Here is a 17,606-nt window from a genome sequence, read left to right on the forward strand (position 1 = left end):
TCACCCTGTCTCAATTCACGTTGTACGCGTGAAGCCGCCACCGGCTCTTGGCCTCGACCCGCAGCTCCACCCAGTGACAGTTGCCGATCGAACCGAGGGTCGGCAGGAAGTCGTCGGGCAGGCCGAGGAACGCGGCGACGCCGTACTTGATCGAACCACCGTGCGTGGCCAGCACCGACAGCCCACCCGGTATGCGCTCAGCCGTCTCCCGGATCACCTCGCCGACCCGTTTGGCCAGGTCGGGCAGGGGTTCGATGCCGTCGCCGGGATCCGGGTCGCCGGACTCCCAGCGGACCCGCGACTCCGGGAAGCGCTCCTTGATCTCCGGCGTCGTGAAGGTCTCCCACGCGCCGAAGTAGCGCTCGCGCAGCCGGGCGTCGCGTTCGGGACGCAACCCGGTCAGCTCGGCCAACGCGTCCGCCGTACGCGCAGCGCGCTGCAAGTCGCTGCTGACGAGGAGGTCGGGTTTCAGCGAGACGAGTCGAGCCGCCGCCTGAGCGGCCTGCTCCCGGCCGAGATCGTTGAGGGGCACATCGGTCTGGCCCTGCACCCGGTGCTCGGCGTTCCAGTCGGTGTTGCCGTGCCGCCACAGGATGACCCGGGTGCCGGCGATCAAGCCTTCCGCGCTGGTCATGAGGCGGTGTCGGCCAGGTCCCGGTCGACGAAGTCAATCCGCGGGCAGTCCTTCCACAGTCGGTCGAGCGCGTAGAACTCGCGCTCCTCCGAATGCTGGATGTGCACCACGATGTCGACGTAGTCGAGCAGCACCCAACGGCCCGACCGCTCGCCTTCCCGCCGGACCGGCTTGGCCTTCTCCGGCAGCTCCAGCAGCTTCTCCTCGATCGCGTCGACGATGGCGAGCACCTGCCGTTCGTTCGGCGCGGAGGCGAGAACGAAGGCGTCGGTGATGATCAGCTGATCGGCCACGTCGAGCAGGACGATGTCTTCGGCCTTCTTGTCCGCCGCGGCCTGGGCCGCGGTCAACGCCATCTGGACAGCACGCTCGGATGCTGGCACCTGGTTCCTTCCGTCGGGGACGTTTCCCTGCTTTCCAGGATCTCACAGGTGGGGGCCTTCGCACCCGGGAGATATGACGCTTGTCGCCCTCCCGCTTTCACACCGGCGCCCGCGTGCGCTGCCGGGCTTCTTCGGCGCTGGATCAGGGTTCCGGGTCGAATCTTGGTCCAAGATTCGACCCGGAACCCTGATCCAGCGCCCAGCGCGTACGAGGTTTAGCGGTATAAGTGGTGTTTTGCGATGTATTGCACGACCCCGTCCGGGACGAGGTACCAGACCGGCTGCCCGGCGGCGACACGCGTACGGCAGTCGCTCGAGGAGATCGCCAGCGCGGGGACCTGCACCAGGGTCACCGCCGCCGAGGGGAGGTGGGAGCCGCTGAGGGTGAACCCCGGCCGGGTCACGCCGACGAAGTGGGCAAGGTCGAATAGCTGGTCGGCGTCCTTCCACGAGAGGATCTTCGCCAGCGCGTCCGCCCCGGTGATGAAGAACAGCTCGGCTTCCGCGCCGTACAACTCGCGGAGTTCCCGCAGCGTGTCGACGGTGTAGGTCGGGCCATCCCGGTCGAGGTCGACCCGGCTCACCGTGAACTGCGGATTGGACGCGGTCGCGATCACCGTCATGAGATACCGGTGCTCGGCCGGGGTGACCTTGCTGTCCGGCTTCTGCCAGGGCCGCCCGGTCGGCACGAAGACGACCTCGTCGAGGTCGAACCGGTCGGCCACCTCGCTCGCGGCGACGAGGTGGCCGTTGTGGATCGGGTCGAACGTCCCGCCCATGATCCCGATGCGGCGACGGCTCACGGCAGGTTCCGCTGGCGTACCGCCCGGCGCAGGTCGTCGGTGGAGTCCGCGATCGCCCGGGCGAACTGCGTGTTCAGGCCCGGCTGGGCGAGCATCCGCTCGGCGGCCTCCACAGTGGAGGCGTACGCCGCCGTCACCGGATAGCCGGCCGTGCCGAGATGTGCCAGCAGATAGCCGGAGCGCCATTCCTGCGACGCGGGCAGCTCGGCGAAATAGCGCTCGACGTACGCGTCGGTCAGCTCGGCGTGCTCGGCCCGCCAGAATCCCTGGCCGATCGCCTCCAGCATGCGGTTGGACAGTTCACGGTCGCGGACGAGCTGCTCGAACGCGGCCGCCTTGGCCGCCGCGTCGGGCCGGGCGGCGCGGCAGCGGGCCGCTTCGACCGCGCCCCGGGCGCTCCCGTCGCGGGCCTGTTCGGCGTCCAGCTCCGCCTCGCCGAGGTCGCCGAGCACGGCCAGCCGGAGCAGCAGCGTCCAGCGCACCTCGTCGTCGACGATCAGGCCCTCGGGCAGGTCCTGCCCGGCGAGCCAGGCGCGAATCGGTTCCGCCGTGGGGATGCCGCTGATCAGCGTACGGAAGGCGGCCAGTTGGAGGCTGCCACCGGGTGCCGCCTGCGCCAGGATCGCCTCGCAGGCGTCGTTCACGGCCTCGTGCCCGGCCGCTTGCGCGGCGACGGGGAGGAAGCGATTGACGGCGATGCCCCGGGCGAAGCCCAGCATGTGCTCCACCACGCCGACGTGCGTCTCCCCCGCCAACGACGTACGCACAAGGTCGACGAAGGTCATCGCGGGGATCTCGCCGTCGCGGACGGCGTCCCAGACCGCGCCCCAGACGACCGCCCGGTCGAGCGGCGAGTCCAGCCGGGTGAGCAGCCGGGCGAGGTCGGTGTCCGGGGTGAACCGCACCTTGGCGAAGGTCAGGTCCCGGTCGTTGAGCAGCACGTCTTCCATCGCCACCCCGCGCAGGGCGGGGATCTCGGTCAGCGGGCCGTCCACATCGGTCTCCAGCCGCTCCCGCAGGCCGGAGGAAGGCGACGTCCAGCTGATGCCGATGCGATGCGGCCGCACCGTCGGGTACGCCTCCGGCGCGGTCTGCGCCACCGCGAAGGAGCCTTCGGAGACGACCGGGCGAAGGGTGTTGACCTGCGGCGACCGCAGCCACTTGTCGGCCCACCCGGACAGGTCGCGCCCGGACGCCGCCGACAGCGACGCCAGCAGGTCGTCCAGGGTGGCGTTGCCCCAGGCGTGCTTGTCGAAGTGCGCCCGCAGCCCGGTGAAGAAGGCGTCGTCGCCCAGCCACGCCACCAGTTGGCGGAGCGCGGCGCAGCCCTTGGCGTACGAGATGCCGTCGAAGTTCGCGAACGCGGACTCGGTGTCGGCGACGAACACCGGGGCGACGGGGTGCGTGGACGGCCGCTGGTCGGCACCATAGCCCCAGATCTTTCGCTCGCTGGCGAAATCGGCCCAGGAGTCGGTGTAGCGGGTGGCCTCGGCGGCGACGCGGTAGCCCATGTAGGTCGCGAACGACTCGTTCAGCCAGGTGTCGTCCCACCAGCGCATCGTCACCAGGTCGCCGAACCACATGTGGGCCATCTCGTGGGCCACGATCGAGGCCCGCCGGGCGCGCTCGGTGTCGGTGACCGGACCTCGGTAGATGTACTCGTCGCGGAAGACGACCAGCCCCGGGAACTCCATCGCGCCCCAGGTGAACTCGGGGACGAAGGCCTGCTCGTACTTGCCGAACGGCATCCGGATGCCGAACAGCTCGTGATAGCGGTCCAGGCACTGCTTGGTCAGCTCGAACAGCTCGGTCGCGTTCTCCGCCAGCGCCTCGGCGTACGACTTGCGGGCGTACAGGGCGAGCGGGAAGCCGTCGTGCTCGTCGCGGACTTCGGCGTACGGGCCGGCGATGATGGTGATCAGGTAGGTCGCGACCGGCTTGGTCGGCTCGAACTCCCACCGTCCCGGTTCGCTCTGCACGCCGGTGGCGTTCGACCGTACGACCCACGCCGGATCGGCGGTCACCCGGATCGTCACGGGGGCCTTCAGATCCGGCTGGTCGAAACAGGCCATGAACTGCGGCGCTTCGGCGATCGACGGCTGCGCGTACACGTACGCCGCGCCATCGGCCGGGTCGACGAACCGGTGCAGGCCCTCGCCGACGTGCGAATAGGCGTACTCCGCGAGGACGGTCACCTCGTTCTGGGCGGCCAGCCCGGTCAGCGGCAGGCGGCCGTCGGCGTACCCGTCGATCGGTTCGCCGTTGAGCGTCGCGCTGATGAGCCTGGTCGGCCGCAGCTCGAGGAAGGTCTCGACGCCCGGCTCGTCCACACCGAAGCGGACGACGGTGGTCGTCCGGAAGGACTCGGTGCCAGTCAGGTCGAAGTCGAGCTCGTAGCTCAGGTCGCGAACGACGCCGACGCGCGCCTTCGCCTCGTCGTAGGTCAGGCTGGCCATGCCCCCATCATGCCCGCCCGCGCGATTCGCGGGGAGCACGGGGTGATCTTCAGGCCTGCTTCTTCTCGAAGCACACCGACAGCGGGTTGCCCACGTACTCACCGAACGGCGGAATCCGGTGGTAGCCGGACGCTTCGTAGAGCGCGATCGCCTCCGGTTGGCGTACCCCTGTCTCCAGAATGATCGTGTCGTGACCGTCGGCCTTCGCGCGGCGCTCGAGCCCCGCCAGCAGCCGTCGCCCCACGCCCGCGCGACGACTCGCGGGCCGCACCCACAAGCGGGTCAATTCCGCGACGCCCGGCGCGACTGTCGCCACGGCGCCGCACCCCACCGGCTCTCCCATCTGGTACGCGACCACGAAGCGGGCGAGCGGGTCGACCGGGGTGATGCGCTCATCCGGATACCGCGAGAGCAACTCCTTCTCCGCCGCGACGACGAGAAGCGTGACGTCTGGGTGCGTGACTTCGCGGTTCTGGATCAACACTCGCGAGACGCTAGCCAGGGCACGTTTCCGAGCTGTTTCCGGCTCCTCACGAACGGTTCGTGAGAGTGATCACTCCCTCGTCACACCGCCGTTACTCGTCGATGTCCGCCGCGGACCATTCGCCTTCGACGTCCTGGTGGACCCGACGGGCCTTGCGCGCGGCGAGCCGCTCGGAAGCCGACGTACGCGGAGTCGACAGTGCCTCGTCGATCCGGATGTCGGTGCCCCGGTTGCCCGGCACGTACGCCTTGCCGGCGTAGACCGTGGGCTGCCAGTCGAACTCCCGCTCGCCGATGCGAACCGGCGCACCGGGCTCGGCGCCCGCCTTGGCCAGCGCGTCTTCGACGCCCAGCTTGGCGAGCCGATCGGCCAGATAGCCGATGGCCTCGTCATTGTCGAAGTTGGTCTGGCGGACCCAGCGCTCGGGCTTGACCCCGCGGACGACGTAGACGCCCTCGCCGTCCTGCTCGATGGTGAACCCGTCGTCGTCGACCGCCTTGGGCCGGATGACGATGCGGGTCGGCTCCAGCACCGGCTTGGCCGCCCGGGACTCCTCGACCAGCTCGGCCATCGCGTAGCTGAGCTCCTTGAGCCCTTCGCGGGTGGCGGTGCTGATCTCGAAGACGCGGAAGCCCCGCTCCTCCAGATCGGGCCGGACGATCTCGGCCAGGTCCCGCCCGTCCGGAACGTCGATCTTGTTCAGCGCGACCAGTCGCGGCCGGTCCTCCAGCCCGCCGTACGCCGAAAGCTCGGCCTCGATCGCGTCGATGTCCGCGAGCGGGTCCCGGCCCGGCTCCAGCGTGGCGGTGTCCACGACGTGCACCAGCACCGACGTACGCTCGATGTGCCGGAGGAACTCCAGGCCGAGCCCCTTGCCGGTGGCCGCGCCGGGGATGAGGCCCGGCACGTCGGCCACGGTGAAGGTGTGCTCGCCCGCCTGCACGACTCCGAGGTTCGGCACCAGCGTCGTGAACGGGTAGTCGGCGATCTTCGGCTTGGCCGCCGAGATGACCGAGATGAGCGAGGACTTCCCGGCGCTGGGGAAACCCACCAAGCCGACGTCGGCGACGCTCTTCAACTCCAGTACGGCGTCGAGCCGGTCACCGGGCTCGCCGAGTTCGGCGAAGCCGGGCGCCTTACGCCGGGAGTTCGCGAGAGCGGCGTTGCCGCGACCACCGCGACCGCCCCGGGCCAGCTCGAACGTGGTTCCGACGCCGACGAGGTCGGCCAGCACCTCACCGGACGGGCTGAGCACCACGGTGCCGTTGGGGACCTTGAGCACAAGATCCTCGCCGTTCGCGCCGTCGCGGTTGCCACCGGCTCCGCCCTTGCCGTTCTGCGCCTTGATCCGCGGCTTGAAGTGGAAGTCCAGCAGCGTGTGCGCGCCCGGGTCGACCGTCAGGTAGACGCTTCCGCCGTGCCCGCCGTTACCGCCGTCGGGCCCGCCGAACGGCTTGAACTTCTCCCGGAGGATCGACACGCAGCCGTGCCCACCGTCCCCGGCCTGCAGGTGCAGCACCACTCGGTCGACAAAGGTTGCCACGGTTCAATCCTCTCAAAACAGTGAGCGGGTGGAGCGCATCTCGCGCCCCACCCGCTCCTAGCTTTCGTGTGCGGCGAAGCCTCAGGCCTCGGCCGGCACGATCGACACGGTCTTGCGGCCGCGCTTGGTGCCGAACAGCACCGAGCCGTCGGCGAGCGCGAAGAGCGTGTCGTCGCCACCGCGGCCGACCAGGTCGCCCGGGTGGAACTTGGTGCCGCGCTGGCGGATGAGGATCTCGCCGGCGCTGACGACCTGACCGCCGAACCGCTTCACGCCGAGGCGCTGCGAGTTGGAGTCGCGACCGTTACGGGAGCTGGACGCACCCTTTTTGTGTGCCATTTCGGAACGCCTACTTCCCGGTGGAGATGCCGGTCACCTTCACCTGGGTCAGCGGCTGGCGGTGACCCTGGCGCTTGTGGTAGCCGGTCTTGTTCTTGAACTTGTGGATCCGGATCTTCGGGCCCTTGGTGTGGGCCACGACCTCACCGGAGACCGAAACCTTGGCAAGCTTGGCCGCGTCGGTCACGAGGTCGGCGCCGTCGACGACGAGAACAGCCTTGAGGGCAACCTCGTCACCGGGCTGGCCGGCCAGCTTCTCGACCTCGATCACGTCGCCCTCGGCGACCTTGTACTGCTTGCCGCCGGTCTTGACGATCGCGTACATGGGACGCGGACTCCCTTGCGTAGTGATCTACGCCGATCGCGAACGGCCGGCGCTGTCTGGCGGATGGGTGTGCCTGCGGCGGCTGCCGCCGCCGGCTTGCTTCAGGTGACAGCAAGCCCGCGACTGGTGCGCACGCCAGCACCCGGCACCCGAGTGGGCACCGCAGGAAAGATTACGCCATGAGCCGCCCCGACCCCAAACCGGGGAGGCCGGAGCCACCCGGGCGGTGGCCGGAGTCACCCGCGGTGACTCCGGCCATACGCCGTCAGGCGTCGAGGTCGACCCCGGCCGCCTTGCAGATGGTGGTGACCTTCTTCGAGCCCTCGAGCTGGTCGATCGCGCCGAGGCCCTTCTCGACGTCCTCCAGGCTCGTGAGGGTGCTGATGGCGGTCTGGATGTCCGACTCGGTGGCCAGGATCGCGGCCTTCAGCTCCGGGTCCTCCGCCTTGGCGGCGGTGTCCTTGATCGGCGCCACCCAGTCGGCGAGGACCTTCTTCACCGCGGTGAGGGTGGCGGCGGTGATCTCCGCCTGGGTCTTCTTGCCCTTGATCGCGTCGGCGACGGCCTTCTGGATCACCGCGCTGTCGGGCTCGGTCTCCAGCTTGGTCTTCAGCTCCGTGCACGTGGCCTTGGAGTTCGCCGTGTAGTCCGGCTTCGCGCTGGTCGCCGCGGCCGTCGGGCTGGACGAGGTGTTGGTGTCGTTCGAGGTACCGCAAGCCGCCGCGGTCAGCAGGGCCGCGCCGAGCGCGGCCACGGCAAATGCACGTCGCATTGTCGAATCGCATTCTTCGAGGGGGTGGAAATCGACGATGCCACCGGCAACTCGTCCCGGTGGCATCGTGACTGTAACGGACCGCCGCAGCGCGTCGCGTTTTGGCCCGTAATCGTCGCCTATTCGAAATTCTTCAGGGTGACGCCGGCGTCGGTGCAGATCTTCTTGACGTTGTCCGACGCGGTCTCCAGGTCACCGGATACCGCCTCGATCTGCGACGGCGACGTGACGCTCGCCACCTTCTCGTACTTCGCCCCCAAGTCGGCCAGAGCCTGCTTGACCGCCGGGTCGGCGGCCTTGTCGGCCTCCGCCTTGATCGTCGCGGCAGCCGCCGCGAGCAGCGGCTTGGCGGTGTTCCACGCCTTCAGCGCCGCCGCGCTGTCCCCGGAGGTGATCGCCATGATCGCCTTGGCCAGCTCCGGCTGGGCGGTGGTGTGCAGGTTGCCGTACAGGGTGTCGACCGCCGTGCAGGCGGCAGTGGTGTTCGCCTTCACGTCGACGCTGGCCGAGGTGGCCGGGGCCGCGGTCGGGCTGGTCGCGGTGTTCGGGTCGTCGGAGTCGCCGCAGGCGGCCGACGCGAGCAGGGCGCCGGTGAGGGCGGCCAGCACGAGTACACGTCGCATGTCACATTCTCAATCTCGTGAGGGATGACGAGCGCCGCCCCCTCCCCGGGAGGCGGCACTGCGCCGCACTCTAAGCGATCTGTCCAAACTGCTTCAAACCGGCAGACTCAGCTAGTCCAGTACGTACCGCATGCCTGCTGGATACTCTGCCCGGCCTGGGTCACCTCGGAGCTGGTCAGCAGGGAGCCGGCGGTCTGGAGGTCCTTCGGCTCGGTGATCCGGGCGGCCGCCCGGTCGAACGCGTCGGCCTCGGTGGTCAGCGCCGCCTTCAACTGCGGGTCGAGCGCGCCGGACGCCTGGCTCCGCAGATCGGCCGACCACCGGCTGAGCAGGTCCTTCACCTCTTTGACGGCCGAGTCGGCGGCCGCACCGCCGTTCTGTGCCGCGGCCACGGCGTCAGCCAGTTTGCGGCTGAACTGGGCGGCTCCGTCGGCGGCGATCGACCGGATGCGCTCGCAGACGGCCCGGGTGTTCCCGGCGAGATCGGTCGGGGTCGCCGCCACTGAGGCGCTGGGGGCGCTCGAGGTGCTCGCGGTGGCGCTGCCGGAGGCCGACGGCGTACCGGTGCCGGAGCAGGCGGTGACGGCCGCGAGAACCCCGGCGAACAGCATGATCATTCGCGTACGGGAAGGGGTGTGTCGCATGAGGATTCGTTACCCGGCGGCACTGTCGGCAAACCCGAAAGCGGTTGATCGTTGTCGATCAACCGCTTTCCGTCGGATCCTCGTCAGGGGCGCGTACGCCGTCGCGCGCCGCCGCGCCGGCCCCGGCGTCGCCCGCCTCGCTCGTCGGACTCGTGGCCGTCGGCGTCGTCGCCGTTCAGCTCCTCGGTGTCCTCGACGACCTCGGCCTCGGCAGCGAACGGATCGTCCGGCTCGGCCGGGCCCTCCTCGTCATCAGCCACCGTGTCCCGGTGGACCGAGGCGGCGACCTCCTTGACCTTCTCGCCCGCCGCCTTGTCATGGCCCTTGTCGCCCCGGCCGCTGCCGCGTTCGGCGATCGGCTCGGTGTGGATGACCACGCCCCGGCCCTTGCAGTGTTCGCAGGTCTCGCTGAAGGCCTCCAAGAGGCCCGCGCCGATCCGCTTACGAGTCATCTGCACGAGGCCGAGCGAGGTCACCTCGGTGACCTGGTGCTTGGTCCGGTCGCGGCCGAGGCACTCGGTCAGCCGCCGGAGCACCAGCTCGCGGTTGCTCTCCAGCACCATGTCGATGAAGTCGATGACCACGATGCCGCCGATGTCGCGCAACCGCAGCTGGCGCACGATCTCCTCGGCCGCCTCGAGGTTGTTCCGGGTGACGGTCTCCTCGAGATTGCCGCCCGCGCCGGTGTACTTCCCGGTGTTGACGTCGATGACCGTCATCGCTTCGGTCCGGTCGATCACCAGGTGCCCGCCGGAGGGCAGGAAGACCTTGCGGTCCAGCCCCTTGAGCAGCTGCTCGTCCACCCGGTACGCGGCGAAGACGTCCACCGTCCCGGTGTAGCGGTGCACCCGCTCGACGAGGTCGGGCGACACGTGCTTGAGGTACCCCTCCACCGTGTCGTACGCGTCGGAACCGGCGATCACGAGTTCCTTGAAGTCCTCGTTGAACAGGTCCCGGACGACGCGTACGAGCAGGTCGGGCTCGGAGTAGAGCAGCGCCGGAGCGCCGCCGGTGCCGGCCTTCGCCTGGATCTCCTCCCACTGCGCCTGCAACCGGGCGACGTCGCGGGACAGCTCCTCCTCCGAAGCGCCCTCCGCCGCCGTACGCACGATGACGCCGGCACCCTCGGGGACGAGCTTCTTCAGGATGTCCCGCAACCGCCGGCGCTCGACGTCGGACAGCTTGCGGCTGATCCCGGAGGCGGTGCCGTGCGGCACGTACACCAGGTGACGGCCGGACAGCGCGATGTGGCTCGACAACCGGGCGCCCTTGTGCCCGATCGGGTCCTTGGTGACCTGGACGAGGACGGAGTCACCGCTCTTCAGCGCCTGCTCGATCGACCGCGACCGGCCTTCCAGCCCGGCGGCGTCCCAGTTGACCTCGCCCGCGTAGAGGACGGCGTTACGGCCCCGGCCGAGGTCGACGAAGGCGGCCTCCATGCTCGGCAGCACGTTCTGAACTCGGCCCAGGTAGACGTTGCCGACCATGGTCGCGGCACTGGCCCGGGTGACGTAGTGCTCGACGAGAACGCCGTCCTCGAGGACGCCGATCTGCGTACGGTCACCCTTCTGGCGTACGACCATGACCCGGTCGACCGCCTCGCGGCGAGCCAGGAACTCGGCCTCGGACAGGATCGGGGGCCGGGTGCGACGCTGCTCACGACCGTCCCGGCGACGCTGGCGCTTCGCCTCCAGCCGGGTCGATCCGGTGACGCCTTGAACCTCGTCGGAAGGCTTCCGGCCGTCGCGGATCTTGACGATGGTCGGTACACCGTCCTCGTCGATCTCCTCGGCGTCCGAGCCGCTGGCGCCCTTGCGGCGGCGACGGCGACGGCGACGGGTCAGCGGCTCGCCGGCCTCGTCCTCCTCGCCCTCTTCCTCTTCGGCCTCCGGCTCCTCGGCGGTCTCCGCCTCGTCGGCGGAGTCCTCCGCAGTGCCCTTGCCCCGGCCACGGCCCCGGCGTCCCCGCCGACGGCGGCGGTGCTCACTGTCGGCGTCGCCCTCGGCCTCGGCGGTGTGCTCGTCGTCCTCAGCCTCGGCGTCGGTCTCGACGGCCTCCGCGACCTCGACGGGTTCGGCGGCGCCCTTCTTCCGGCGGCGACGGCGGCTCGACTCGGCCGGTGCCTGCTCGGGCTCGGTCTCCGGCGATTCCTCGCGCTCCGGCCGGCTCTCGGCCCGACCCTCAGCGCGGCTGTCGCGGTCCCAGGCGTCCCGTTCCCCCCGCACCGGGCGGGCCGGGGGTGCCACCGGCTCGGGTGCCATGAACAACACCGTGGCGGCGGGACGGCGGCGACCGCGCGGCTCCTCGGGGGCCGGCTCGGGCTCCTCCGCCGGTTCCTCGACCACCTCTTCGGCGTCTGTGTCCTCCGCCTCGGGTTCGGCCTCGGCTTCGGGCAGCGTCTCGGCGGCGACCTCGGCCAGCTCCTCCTCGCCGGGCTCGGAGTCCTCGACGAGCGGAATCGGCTCGGGCTCGGGGGAGGCCGACCGTCGACGCGTACGCGTCACTCGTCCGGTTTCGCCCGAAGCGTCGTCCTCAGCGGTCCCCCGGCGGCGGGTGCTCCGGCGGCGCGCCGGGGCCTCCTCGACCGGGACGTCATCCACCGCGGCATTGTCCCCAAGCGCCGGTGGCGTGGTGTTCTCAGCCTCGGCCGCGGAATCGTTGTCCGCAGCCTCGGCGGGCTCGTTGTCGAGCATCCGGATGATCTCCAGTTCTAGCAGGCCCCGGGCGCGACGCACGCTGCCACGCAGGGCTTGCTTCATAGTCACTCGGACGGCGTTCCCCGGGGGGATCGCCCTTCCTAAGTCTGCCGTCGGGCGCCGGACCTTTCCGGGGTCTAGCGCTCGACCGACGAAGCCTCGCGATCCACGTCCAGCGGATCAACGATCTCTCCCGCCGCGTTCAGGGACCCCTGAGCGAGCCGGGTGGCCCGCGGCGGGACCGGCTGAGCCAGATCCGCCACGACACGCAGCCCGGAGAGGACGTCGTCGGGTCGCACGGTCGGTGTCACCTGCCGTACGACAAGGTCGAGTATCGCATACGGGCCGTCCGGGACCCCGTCAGGTGGCGAGATCACCGTGATGTTCAGCACTGCCGCCCGGCAGTCGAAGCTGCGCCGGCCCTGCTTGGTGAGGCGTTCCACCAGGACTTCCGGCGCGGCGCGGAACGCCTCGACGGCGCGCTCCAGCTCGGCCGCCGACACCTCCGGCAGCTCGACACGCCACCGGGACGCCTCGATCCGGTCGGCCAGGCTTCCCGGGACGGTCGCCTCGACGACGTCGAGCACGTCGAGCCCGGGTGACAACGCCGAGTCCAGCGCGGTCCGCAGTTCCGCCGGGTCGACCCGGCTCTGCAGCCCCAGCTCGAGGTACTCCGCTTCGCTGGCCACTCCGGTCGGGGCGGCCGACGCGAAGGAGATCTTGGGATGCGGGGTGAACCCCTGCGAGTACGCGATGGGCACGTTCGCCCGGTGAATCGCGCGCTCGATGGCCCGGGCGAAGTCGCGGTGGCTGGTGAACCGCAGGGGGCCCCGTTTCGCGTACCGGATCCGCACCCGCTGGACGACCGGGGCCTGCCCGCCTTCCGGCTGCCTCTTAGCCACGCCCTTCTCCCGCCGTCGCGCGTACGCGGCCGGGGTCGGCCGCAGGAATGGTGTCGATCATGCCATCCGGCTCCTCGTCGCTCTCGGAGTCGTACCCGATGTAGTACGCCGGCCGGCCCTGGCTCATTTCGTAGATCCGGCCGACGTACTCCCCGAGCAGGCCGAGGCAGAGCAGCTGACAGGCGCCGAAGAAGATGACCACCAGGAACATCGACGTCCAGCCGGGCACGGTCGCCCCGGCGAAGTACGCCCAGAGCGTCTTGACCACCAGCGCGATCCCCAGCAGTACGCCGACCGCGCCGAGCCAGGTGGCGATGCGCAGCGGTGCGGCGGTGAAGCTCACGATGCTGTCGACGGTCAGCTTGATCATCCGCGAGAGCGGATACTTGCTGACCCCGGCGGCCCGCTTCTCCCGGGTGTACGCGACCTGTCCACTCGGGAAGCCGAGCCACGGGACCAGCAGCCGGTAGACCGGGGCCCGTTCGGGCAGCCCCCGCAACGCCTCGACCATGGCTCGGCTGAGGAGTCTGAAGTCGCCGGCGCCGTCGGGCATCTTCTTGCCGACGATGCGGCGCATCAGCCGGTAATACCAAGCGGCGGTGATCCGCTTGAACGAGGTGTCGGTGCTGCGATCGCCACGTACGCCGTAGACGATGTCCAGCTCACCCTCTTCGGCGGCCCGGAGCATCTCGGCGATCGTCTCCGGGGGATCCTGGAGGTCGGCGTCGAGGCTGACGACGTAGTCGCCGCGCGACCGGAAGAGCCCGGCACTCAGCGCCGCCTGGTGTCCGCCGTTGCGCCGCAGCTTGATCAGCCGAAGCTGCGGCCACTTGGCCCGCATCAGGTGGATGATCGCGGCCGTGTCGTCTCGACTGCCGTCGTCGACGGCGACGACCTCGTAGGTCTGTCCCAAGCCGTCCAGGACCGGCCGGAGCCGCTGGACGAGAAGAGGCAGCACCTCTTCCTCGTTGTACATCGGGATCACCACCGAGAGCCTCGGTGGTGACACCGCGTCCGGCCTCATCACGCTCCGTACTATAGATGCGGGTTCCGCCCGATGTCAGGACAGCAGACGGGTCCTGCGTCTTTCCGCCGACCATAGGCCGAGTCGTTCTCTCATTCCGTACCATCGGAACAATTGGGACAGCCAGCGGATGGCGGACGGATGGATGTGCATACGCGGGACGCCGACGTGGACGGGGCAGCGCTGACCTCTTCCGGCAGCACCGGCCGGGCAGCGTATGCGGGCTACCTTCCGGTTCTCGTCGTGACCGCCGTGGCCGTCGCGCTGCTACGGCTCTACGACGTTCCGCTGCGGACGACGGCGGTCTTCGGGGCGTACACGATCGTGGTAGTCGCCGTGCCGGGCCTACTGGTCTGGCGTGCCGTACGCGGCCGAGCCGGGCTGCTGGCCGAGGACGCCGCAGGTGGCTTCGCCGTCGGATACGCCCTGGTCATCGGTACGCAGATCGCCGCCGTGGCGGTCGGGCTCCGCTGGCTCGCCGCCGCCCCGATCGGCATACCCGTCGTGTTCGCGATCGTTCCGCGGCTTCGCCGGCACTGGCGCGGTTCCGGTCGGGCCGCTCCCCTGGGCTGGAGTTGGTCCGTCGCGGCCGGACTGATCTTTCTGCTGCTGTGGTCGGCAGCGACGTTCTACCGGACCGTCGGGCTGAGTTTTCCCGGCAACTCCTCCCCGTACCTGGATCTGCCCTATCAGATCGCGCTGATCGGCGAGCTGAAGCACCACGTGCCTCCGGTCACCCCGTACGTCGCCGGTGAGGATCTGCGCTACCACTGGTTCTTCCACGCGGCGTCGGCGTCCGCCGGCAATCTGACCGGCGTCGAGGCGCAGACCCTCGTCTATCGGCTCGGCGTGCTGCCCGCGCTGCTGACGTTCGCCGTCGCCGTCGCCGTCCTCGGCTGGAAGCTCGCCGGCCGCTGGTGGGCCGGGGCCGGCGCGCTCGCCGTCACCCTGTTCACCGTTCGGCCTGGTCAACGCGACAGTTCCGGAGTCATTCTGTTCAACCTCTGGAACAGCCCGACGCAGACCTTCGGAGCGATGATCTTCGCCGGGCTGATGCTCGTCCTCAGCGATGTCCTGCGCGGACGGCACCGCCGCGCCGACTGGTTCCTGGTCGTCTTGCTCACGGTCGCCGTCGCGGGGTCGAAGGCCACTTTCGTGCCCCTCCTGGTCTGCGGACTGCTGCTGGTGGCGGCGGTTCAGACGGTCACGCTGCGTCGTGTGACGCGGCCGGTGCTGGTCGCCGGGCTCGTCGCCGTCGGCGTACTCGTCACCGCGTCCCTCGTGCTGTTCGCCGGCTCCACGACCGGCCTGCGTCTCGTCCCGCCCGGTTCGCTCGATCCGGCCACGCTGGGCGCGCTCGCCGTCGGCTGGCTGGCGGCCTGGGCCGGGCTCGCCGGACTCGCGTTCGCCCGGGAACGCCGGGCCGATCCGCCGGTCGTGCTCTGTGTCGGCATCGGCCTGGCCGGTATCGCCGCCATGCTGCTCACCACCCAACCGGGCGGCAGCCAGGCGTACTTCCTCCAGTCCGCGCGTCCCTATCTCTCGATCGCCGCCGTCTGCGGCGTCGCCGGACTACTCGCGCTCCAGACCCGGGTCTGGCGGATCGCCGGCCTCGTCCTGGCCGCGGTCATGGCGCTCACCTTCGTCACGGTCCCCCACCGCTACCTCGATCCGGCTCGGGCCGTGCTCCAGCAGGCCGAGAATTATCCGGTACGCCCAGGGCAGGTGCCGGCGGGTGCGCTCGACGCCGGGCGCTGGCTGCGGCGGCACTCCTCGGCCGACGATCTCGTCGCCACCAACGTCCACTGCGTACGGCTGCCCGGTGGGGTCTGCGACTTCCGGAGCTTCTGGGTGTCGGCGTACGCCGAACGCCGGGTCCTCGTCGAGGGCTGGGCGTACACGCCGACCGCGTACCGGATCGCCGAGGAGACCGGGGCGAACTTCACCCGCCTGCCCTACTGGAATCAGCAGCGGCTGGCCGACAACGACGCCGTCTTCAGCTCCGGGACGGCCGCCGACGTGCACCGCCTGGCCACGGCGTACGGGGTCCGGTGGCTGTTCGCCGATCGGCGGCTGAAGCCGCGGCCGCTCGACCAGGTGGCGACGCTGCGCTATCGCAGCGGCGACTGCCTGATTTACGAGCTCCCACTTCGGTGAGCGTGACGGAAGCGGTCAGCGCCGCCAGAGCGCCCACTTCTGCTCGACGTTGCCGCCCACGTATCTGTAGCCATACTGCTCGCCGTTCCAAGTGTTTCCGGTCGGGTTCCAGAGGGCGATCATGTATTCCGCGTCGGCGGGTGGCCGCGCATCGTTGTCGATGATCGGGACGTCATCCCAGGTCACGTTGTGCGCCAGGTTCAGCATGAGGATGCGGGGAGCATTGCGGGTGGCGTACACCTGAGCACCTTCGTGTACGCCTAGCGCGGCCAAGGTCGGCGTCGGTGTCACTCGTTCCACCTGCAGCCCCACGCCCCAGCGCAACGACAGCAAGAGGACGACGTTCACCACCAGCATGACGGCCAACCCGGCCGCCCACGGCCGGACCCGGCCGGACCAGTGCGCAGGCATCCCCCGCATCAGCAGAAAGACGACCACGCCCACAGCCAGCAACAGCGCTGTGAACACCAGCGGGTCCAGCAGGCCGAACCGTTCGGTCGCCAGCAGCTCCGGCGCCGAGAACAGCCCGTGCCGCAGTTTGCGGCCGCCGGCCTCCGCCCGATCCAGCCGAAGTTGCACCGACAGGCCGGCCACCACCATGAAGCCCATCGTGACCAGCCCCCACCACCGGGCGGTGATCCGGCCCACCGTCAGCAGGCCCCCGATGCCGACAAGGGTCCACAGCGGCGCGAAGGCCTCGGCGTATCGGGCGTAGACCAGGTCGCTTGTCGCCGACGGCGTGGTGGACAACAGCAACGCGCACCCGACCACGACGCCCGCGGTGGCCGACAGTCCTGCCGCCATGGCCCATCGGAGCGGCGGCTCCTCGGTCCGGCTTCGCATGATTCGCACGGCGAACAGCCAGCCGATCATGATGAGCCCGAACGTTGCCACCGAGATGTACCAAAGCTGACTGCCGACAATGGTGATCATCGTCTTGGCCAGAGTTCCGGAGGAAAGCTCTCGAGCCGTGCTGGCAGCCACGTTGGCGTCGCCCGACAGGTAAAGCTTGTCGCCGAGGCTGCGTACGAGCAGCTGATGCGCGCCGATGAACGCGACGGCGGTGACCGCCGCGACGGCCAGCGCACGGAACTTGATCCGCCGGGCGATCGTCACCGCGAGCACCAGTGCCAGGTGGACGGCGAGAATCACCACGCCCCGGATGTGGATCATGTAATAGAAGCCGGCCACCGCAGCGGCGCCCGCCGACCACCAAAGTCCGGCCGGGCGGCGCAGCCACAGGACGATCAGGAGCACCCAGGCCACGGTGAGCGGAGCGAGTACGACGTCGGTCATGGCGAGTTCGGACCAGAAGACCGTCGACGGCATGACGGCCACCGCGAGGGCCAGCAGGAACGAGCGGCGCCACGGCAGCCGGAGCGCTGACCGGGCGAACAGGTACGCCAACGGGAAGATCGTCGAGTTGTAGATCGCGTTCAGCACGTGGACCCGGGCGTAGCTCGTCCCGAAGGAGTGGTCACCGAGGAACGCCGGGGAGATCAGCCAGGCGTAGCCGACCCGCCGGAGCAGGTTGTTCTCCGAGCTGAAGCCACCCGGACCGCCCGCGAACACCCGGGCCGTATTGAGATAACTGTCCTCGTCGGTATGCGCGACGGGCAAGCTGATCCTGTTCGACAGCCACACCCGAAGGATCACGTTGGCCAGATAGCCGCCCACAAGCAGCATGATCAGCAGTTGCCGCCGCGGTGCCCGCTCGCCCGATTCGACCGGCGCCGCGACGCTGAGCGGGCTTGGCGGGACCTGCGCGTCCAGCATGCTCGACTTCCCCCTTGTCCGCATACACGCGTTTCGACGAACGAT

General features: G+C 69.8%; 16 protein-coding genes. 1 reads left to right on the plus strand and 15 read right to left on the minus strand.

Features of this window, described 5'->3' with window-relative positions; all coding sequences use genetic code 11:
• Positions 1-10: 10 nt before the first annotated feature.
• From HOV77_RS26875 to HOV77_RS26940, 14 genes are all read right to left on the minus strand, one after another.
• Complete coding sequence (locus HOV77_RS26875; RefSeq protein ID WP_290866400.1) at positions 11-634, minus strand: histidine phosphatase family protein; 624 nt, start codon at positions 632-634, stop codon at positions 11-13.
• Positions 631-1,017 (minus strand): ribosome silencing factor, encoded by a 387-nt coding sequence (gene rsfS, locus HOV77_RS26880; RefSeq protein WP_290866402.1) that lies wholly within the window; start codon positions 1,015-1,017, stop codon positions 631-633. Before rsfS ends, HOV77_RS26875 begins: the two co-directional genes overlap by 4 nt.
• 215 nt (positions 1,018-1,232) lie before the next feature.
• The gene (nadD, locus tag HOV77_RS26885) at positions 1,233-1,820 is read right to left on the minus strand and encodes a nicotinate-nucleotide adenylyltransferase (protein WP_290866404.1); all 588 of its coding nucleotides are present in this window, start codon (positions 1,818-1,820) and stop codon (positions 1,233-1,235) included.
• Positions 1,817-4,276: an aminopeptidase N gene (gene pepN, locus HOV77_RS26890; RefSeq protein WP_290866406.1), complete on the minus strand. Its 2,460-nt coding sequence runs from the start codon at positions 4,274-4,276 to the stop codon at positions 1,817-1,819. The genes nadD and pepN overlap by 4 nt, the downstream gene beginning before the upstream one ends.
• A 49-nt stretch (positions 4,277-4,325) precedes the next feature.
• Positions 4,326-4,760 carry a GNAT family N-acetyltransferase gene (locus tag HOV77_RS26895; protein ID WP_290866408.1) on the minus strand — a complete coding sequence of 145 codons (435 nt, stop codon included), beginning with the start codon at positions 4,758-4,760 and terminating at the stop codon, positions 4,326-4,328.
• Between the two features lie 91 nt (positions 4,761-4,851).
• Positions 4,852-6,303, minus strand: a complete 1,452-nt coding sequence (gene obgE, locus HOV77_RS26900; protein WP_290866410.1) for a GTPase ObgE — start codon at positions 6,301-6,303, stop codon at positions 4,852-4,854.
• 81 nt (positions 6,304-6,384) lie between these two features.
• Entirely contained in the window at positions 6,385-6,642 is a 258-nt protein-coding gene (gene rpmA / locus HOV77_RS26905) for a 50S ribosomal protein L27 (RefSeq protein WP_290866412.1), read from the minus strand.
• Positions 6,643-6,652: 10 nt separating this feature from the next.
• A complete protein-coding gene (gene rplU / locus HOV77_RS26910) occupies positions 6,653-6,967 on the minus strand; it encodes a 50S ribosomal protein L21 (RefSeq protein WP_253761083.1) in 315 nt (104 codons plus the stop codon).
• 265 nt (positions 6,968-7,232) lie between these two features.
• Positions 7,233-7,739 carry a hypothetical protein gene (locus tag HOV77_RS26915; RefSeq protein ID WP_290866415.1) on the minus strand — a complete coding sequence of 169 codons (507 nt, stop codon included), beginning with the start codon at positions 7,737-7,739 and terminating at the stop codon, positions 7,233-7,235.
• Positions 7,740-7,858: 119 nt separating this feature from the next.
• Positions 7,859-8,362 (minus strand): hypothetical protein, encoded by a 504-nt coding sequence (locus tag HOV77_RS26920; protein WP_290866417.1) that lies wholly within the window; start codon positions 8,360-8,362, stop codon positions 7,859-7,861.
• 107 nt (positions 8,363-8,469) lie between these two features.
• Positions 8,470-9,006: a hypothetical protein gene (locus HOV77_RS26925; protein ID WP_290866419.1), complete on the minus strand. Its 537-nt coding sequence runs from the start codon at positions 9,004-9,006 to the stop codon at positions 8,470-8,472.
• A gap of 83 nt (positions 9,007-9,089) precedes the next feature.
• On the minus strand, positions 9,090-11,741 hold the full coding sequence (locus tag HOV77_RS26930) for an Rne/Rng family ribonuclease (RefSeq protein ID WP_290866421.1): 2,652 nt from the start codon (positions 11,739-11,741) through the stop codon (positions 9,090-9,092).
• Between the two features lie 98 nt (positions 11,742-11,839).
• Positions 11,840-12,550 (minus strand): TIGR03936 family radical SAM-associated protein, encoded by a 711-nt coding sequence (locus tag HOV77_RS26935; protein WP_290866469.1) that lies wholly within the window; start codon positions 12,548-12,550, stop codon positions 11,840-11,842.
• Positions 12,551-12,596: 46 nt separating this feature from the next.
• Positions 12,597-13,628, minus strand: a complete 1,032-nt coding sequence (locus HOV77_RS26940; RefSeq protein WP_290866470.1) for a glycosyltransferase family 2 protein — start codon at positions 13,626-13,628, stop codon at positions 12,597-12,599.
• Positions 13,629-13,742: 114 nt separating this feature from the next.
• Between HOV77_RS26940 and HOV77_RS26945 the strand changes: the two genes are divergently transcribed.
• Positions 13,743-15,785 carry a hypothetical protein gene (locus HOV77_RS26945; protein ID WP_290866422.1) on the plus strand — a complete coding sequence of 681 codons (2,043 nt, stop codon included), beginning with the start codon at positions 13,743-13,745 and terminating at the stop codon, positions 15,783-15,785.
• Between the two features lie 15 nt (positions 15,786-15,800).
• On the opposite strand, the gene HOV77_RS26950 is transcribed toward HOV77_RS26945, so the two are convergent.
• On the minus strand, positions 15,801-17,561 hold the full coding sequence (locus tag HOV77_RS26950) for a hypothetical protein (protein WP_290866424.1): 1,761 nt from the start codon (positions 17,559-17,561) through the stop codon (positions 15,801-15,803).
• Positions 17,562-17,606: the final 45 nt, after the last annotated feature.

Origin of the sequence: Hamadaea sp. (assembly GCF_013362815.1) — a bacterium.
In the GTDB taxonomy this organism is placed as follows: Bacteria; Actinomycetota; Actinomycetes; order Mycobacteriales; family Micromonosporaceae; genus Hamadaea.

What these genes read in the sequence shown, in the direction of transcription:
- HOV77_RS26875 (WP_290866400.1), bottom strand. Translation starts at nt 634, where the DNA reads ATGACCAGCGCGGAAGGCTTGATCGCCGGCACCCGGGTCATCCTGTGG.
- pepN (WP_290866406.1), bottom strand. Translation starts at nt 4,276, where the DNA reads ATGGCCAGCCTGACCTACGACGAGGCGAAGGCGCGCGTCGGCGTCGTT.
- rpmA (WP_290866412.1), bottom strand. Translation starts at nt 6,642, where the DNA reads ATGGCACACAAAAAGGGTGCGTCCAGCTCCCGTAACGGTCGCGACTCC.
- rplU (WP_253761083.1), bottom strand. Translation starts at nt 6,967, where the DNA reads ATGTACGCGATCGTCAAGACCGGCGGCAAGCAGTACAAGGTCGCCGAG.
- HOV77_RS26915 (WP_290866415.1), bottom strand. Translation starts at nt 7,739, where the DNA reads ATGCGACGTGCATTTGCCGTGGCCGCGCTCGGCGCGGCCCTGCTGACC.
- HOV77_RS26920 (WP_290866417.1), bottom strand. Translation starts at nt 8,362, where the DNA reads ATGCGACGTGTACTCGTGCTGGCCGCCCTCACCGGCGCCCTGCTCGCG.
- HOV77_RS26925 (WP_290866419.1), bottom strand. Translation starts at nt 9,006, where the DNA reads ATGCGACACACCCCTTCCCGTACGCGAATGATCATGCTGTTCGCCGGG.
- HOV77_RS26940 (WP_290866470.1), bottom strand. Translation starts at nt 13,628, where the DNA reads ATGAGGCCGGACGCGGTGTCACCACCGAGGCTCTCGGTGGTGATCCCG.
- HOV77_RS26950 (WP_290866424.1), bottom strand. Translation starts at nt 17,561, where the DNA reads ATGCTGGACGCGCAGGTCCCGCCAAGCCCGCTCAGCGTCGCGGCGCCG.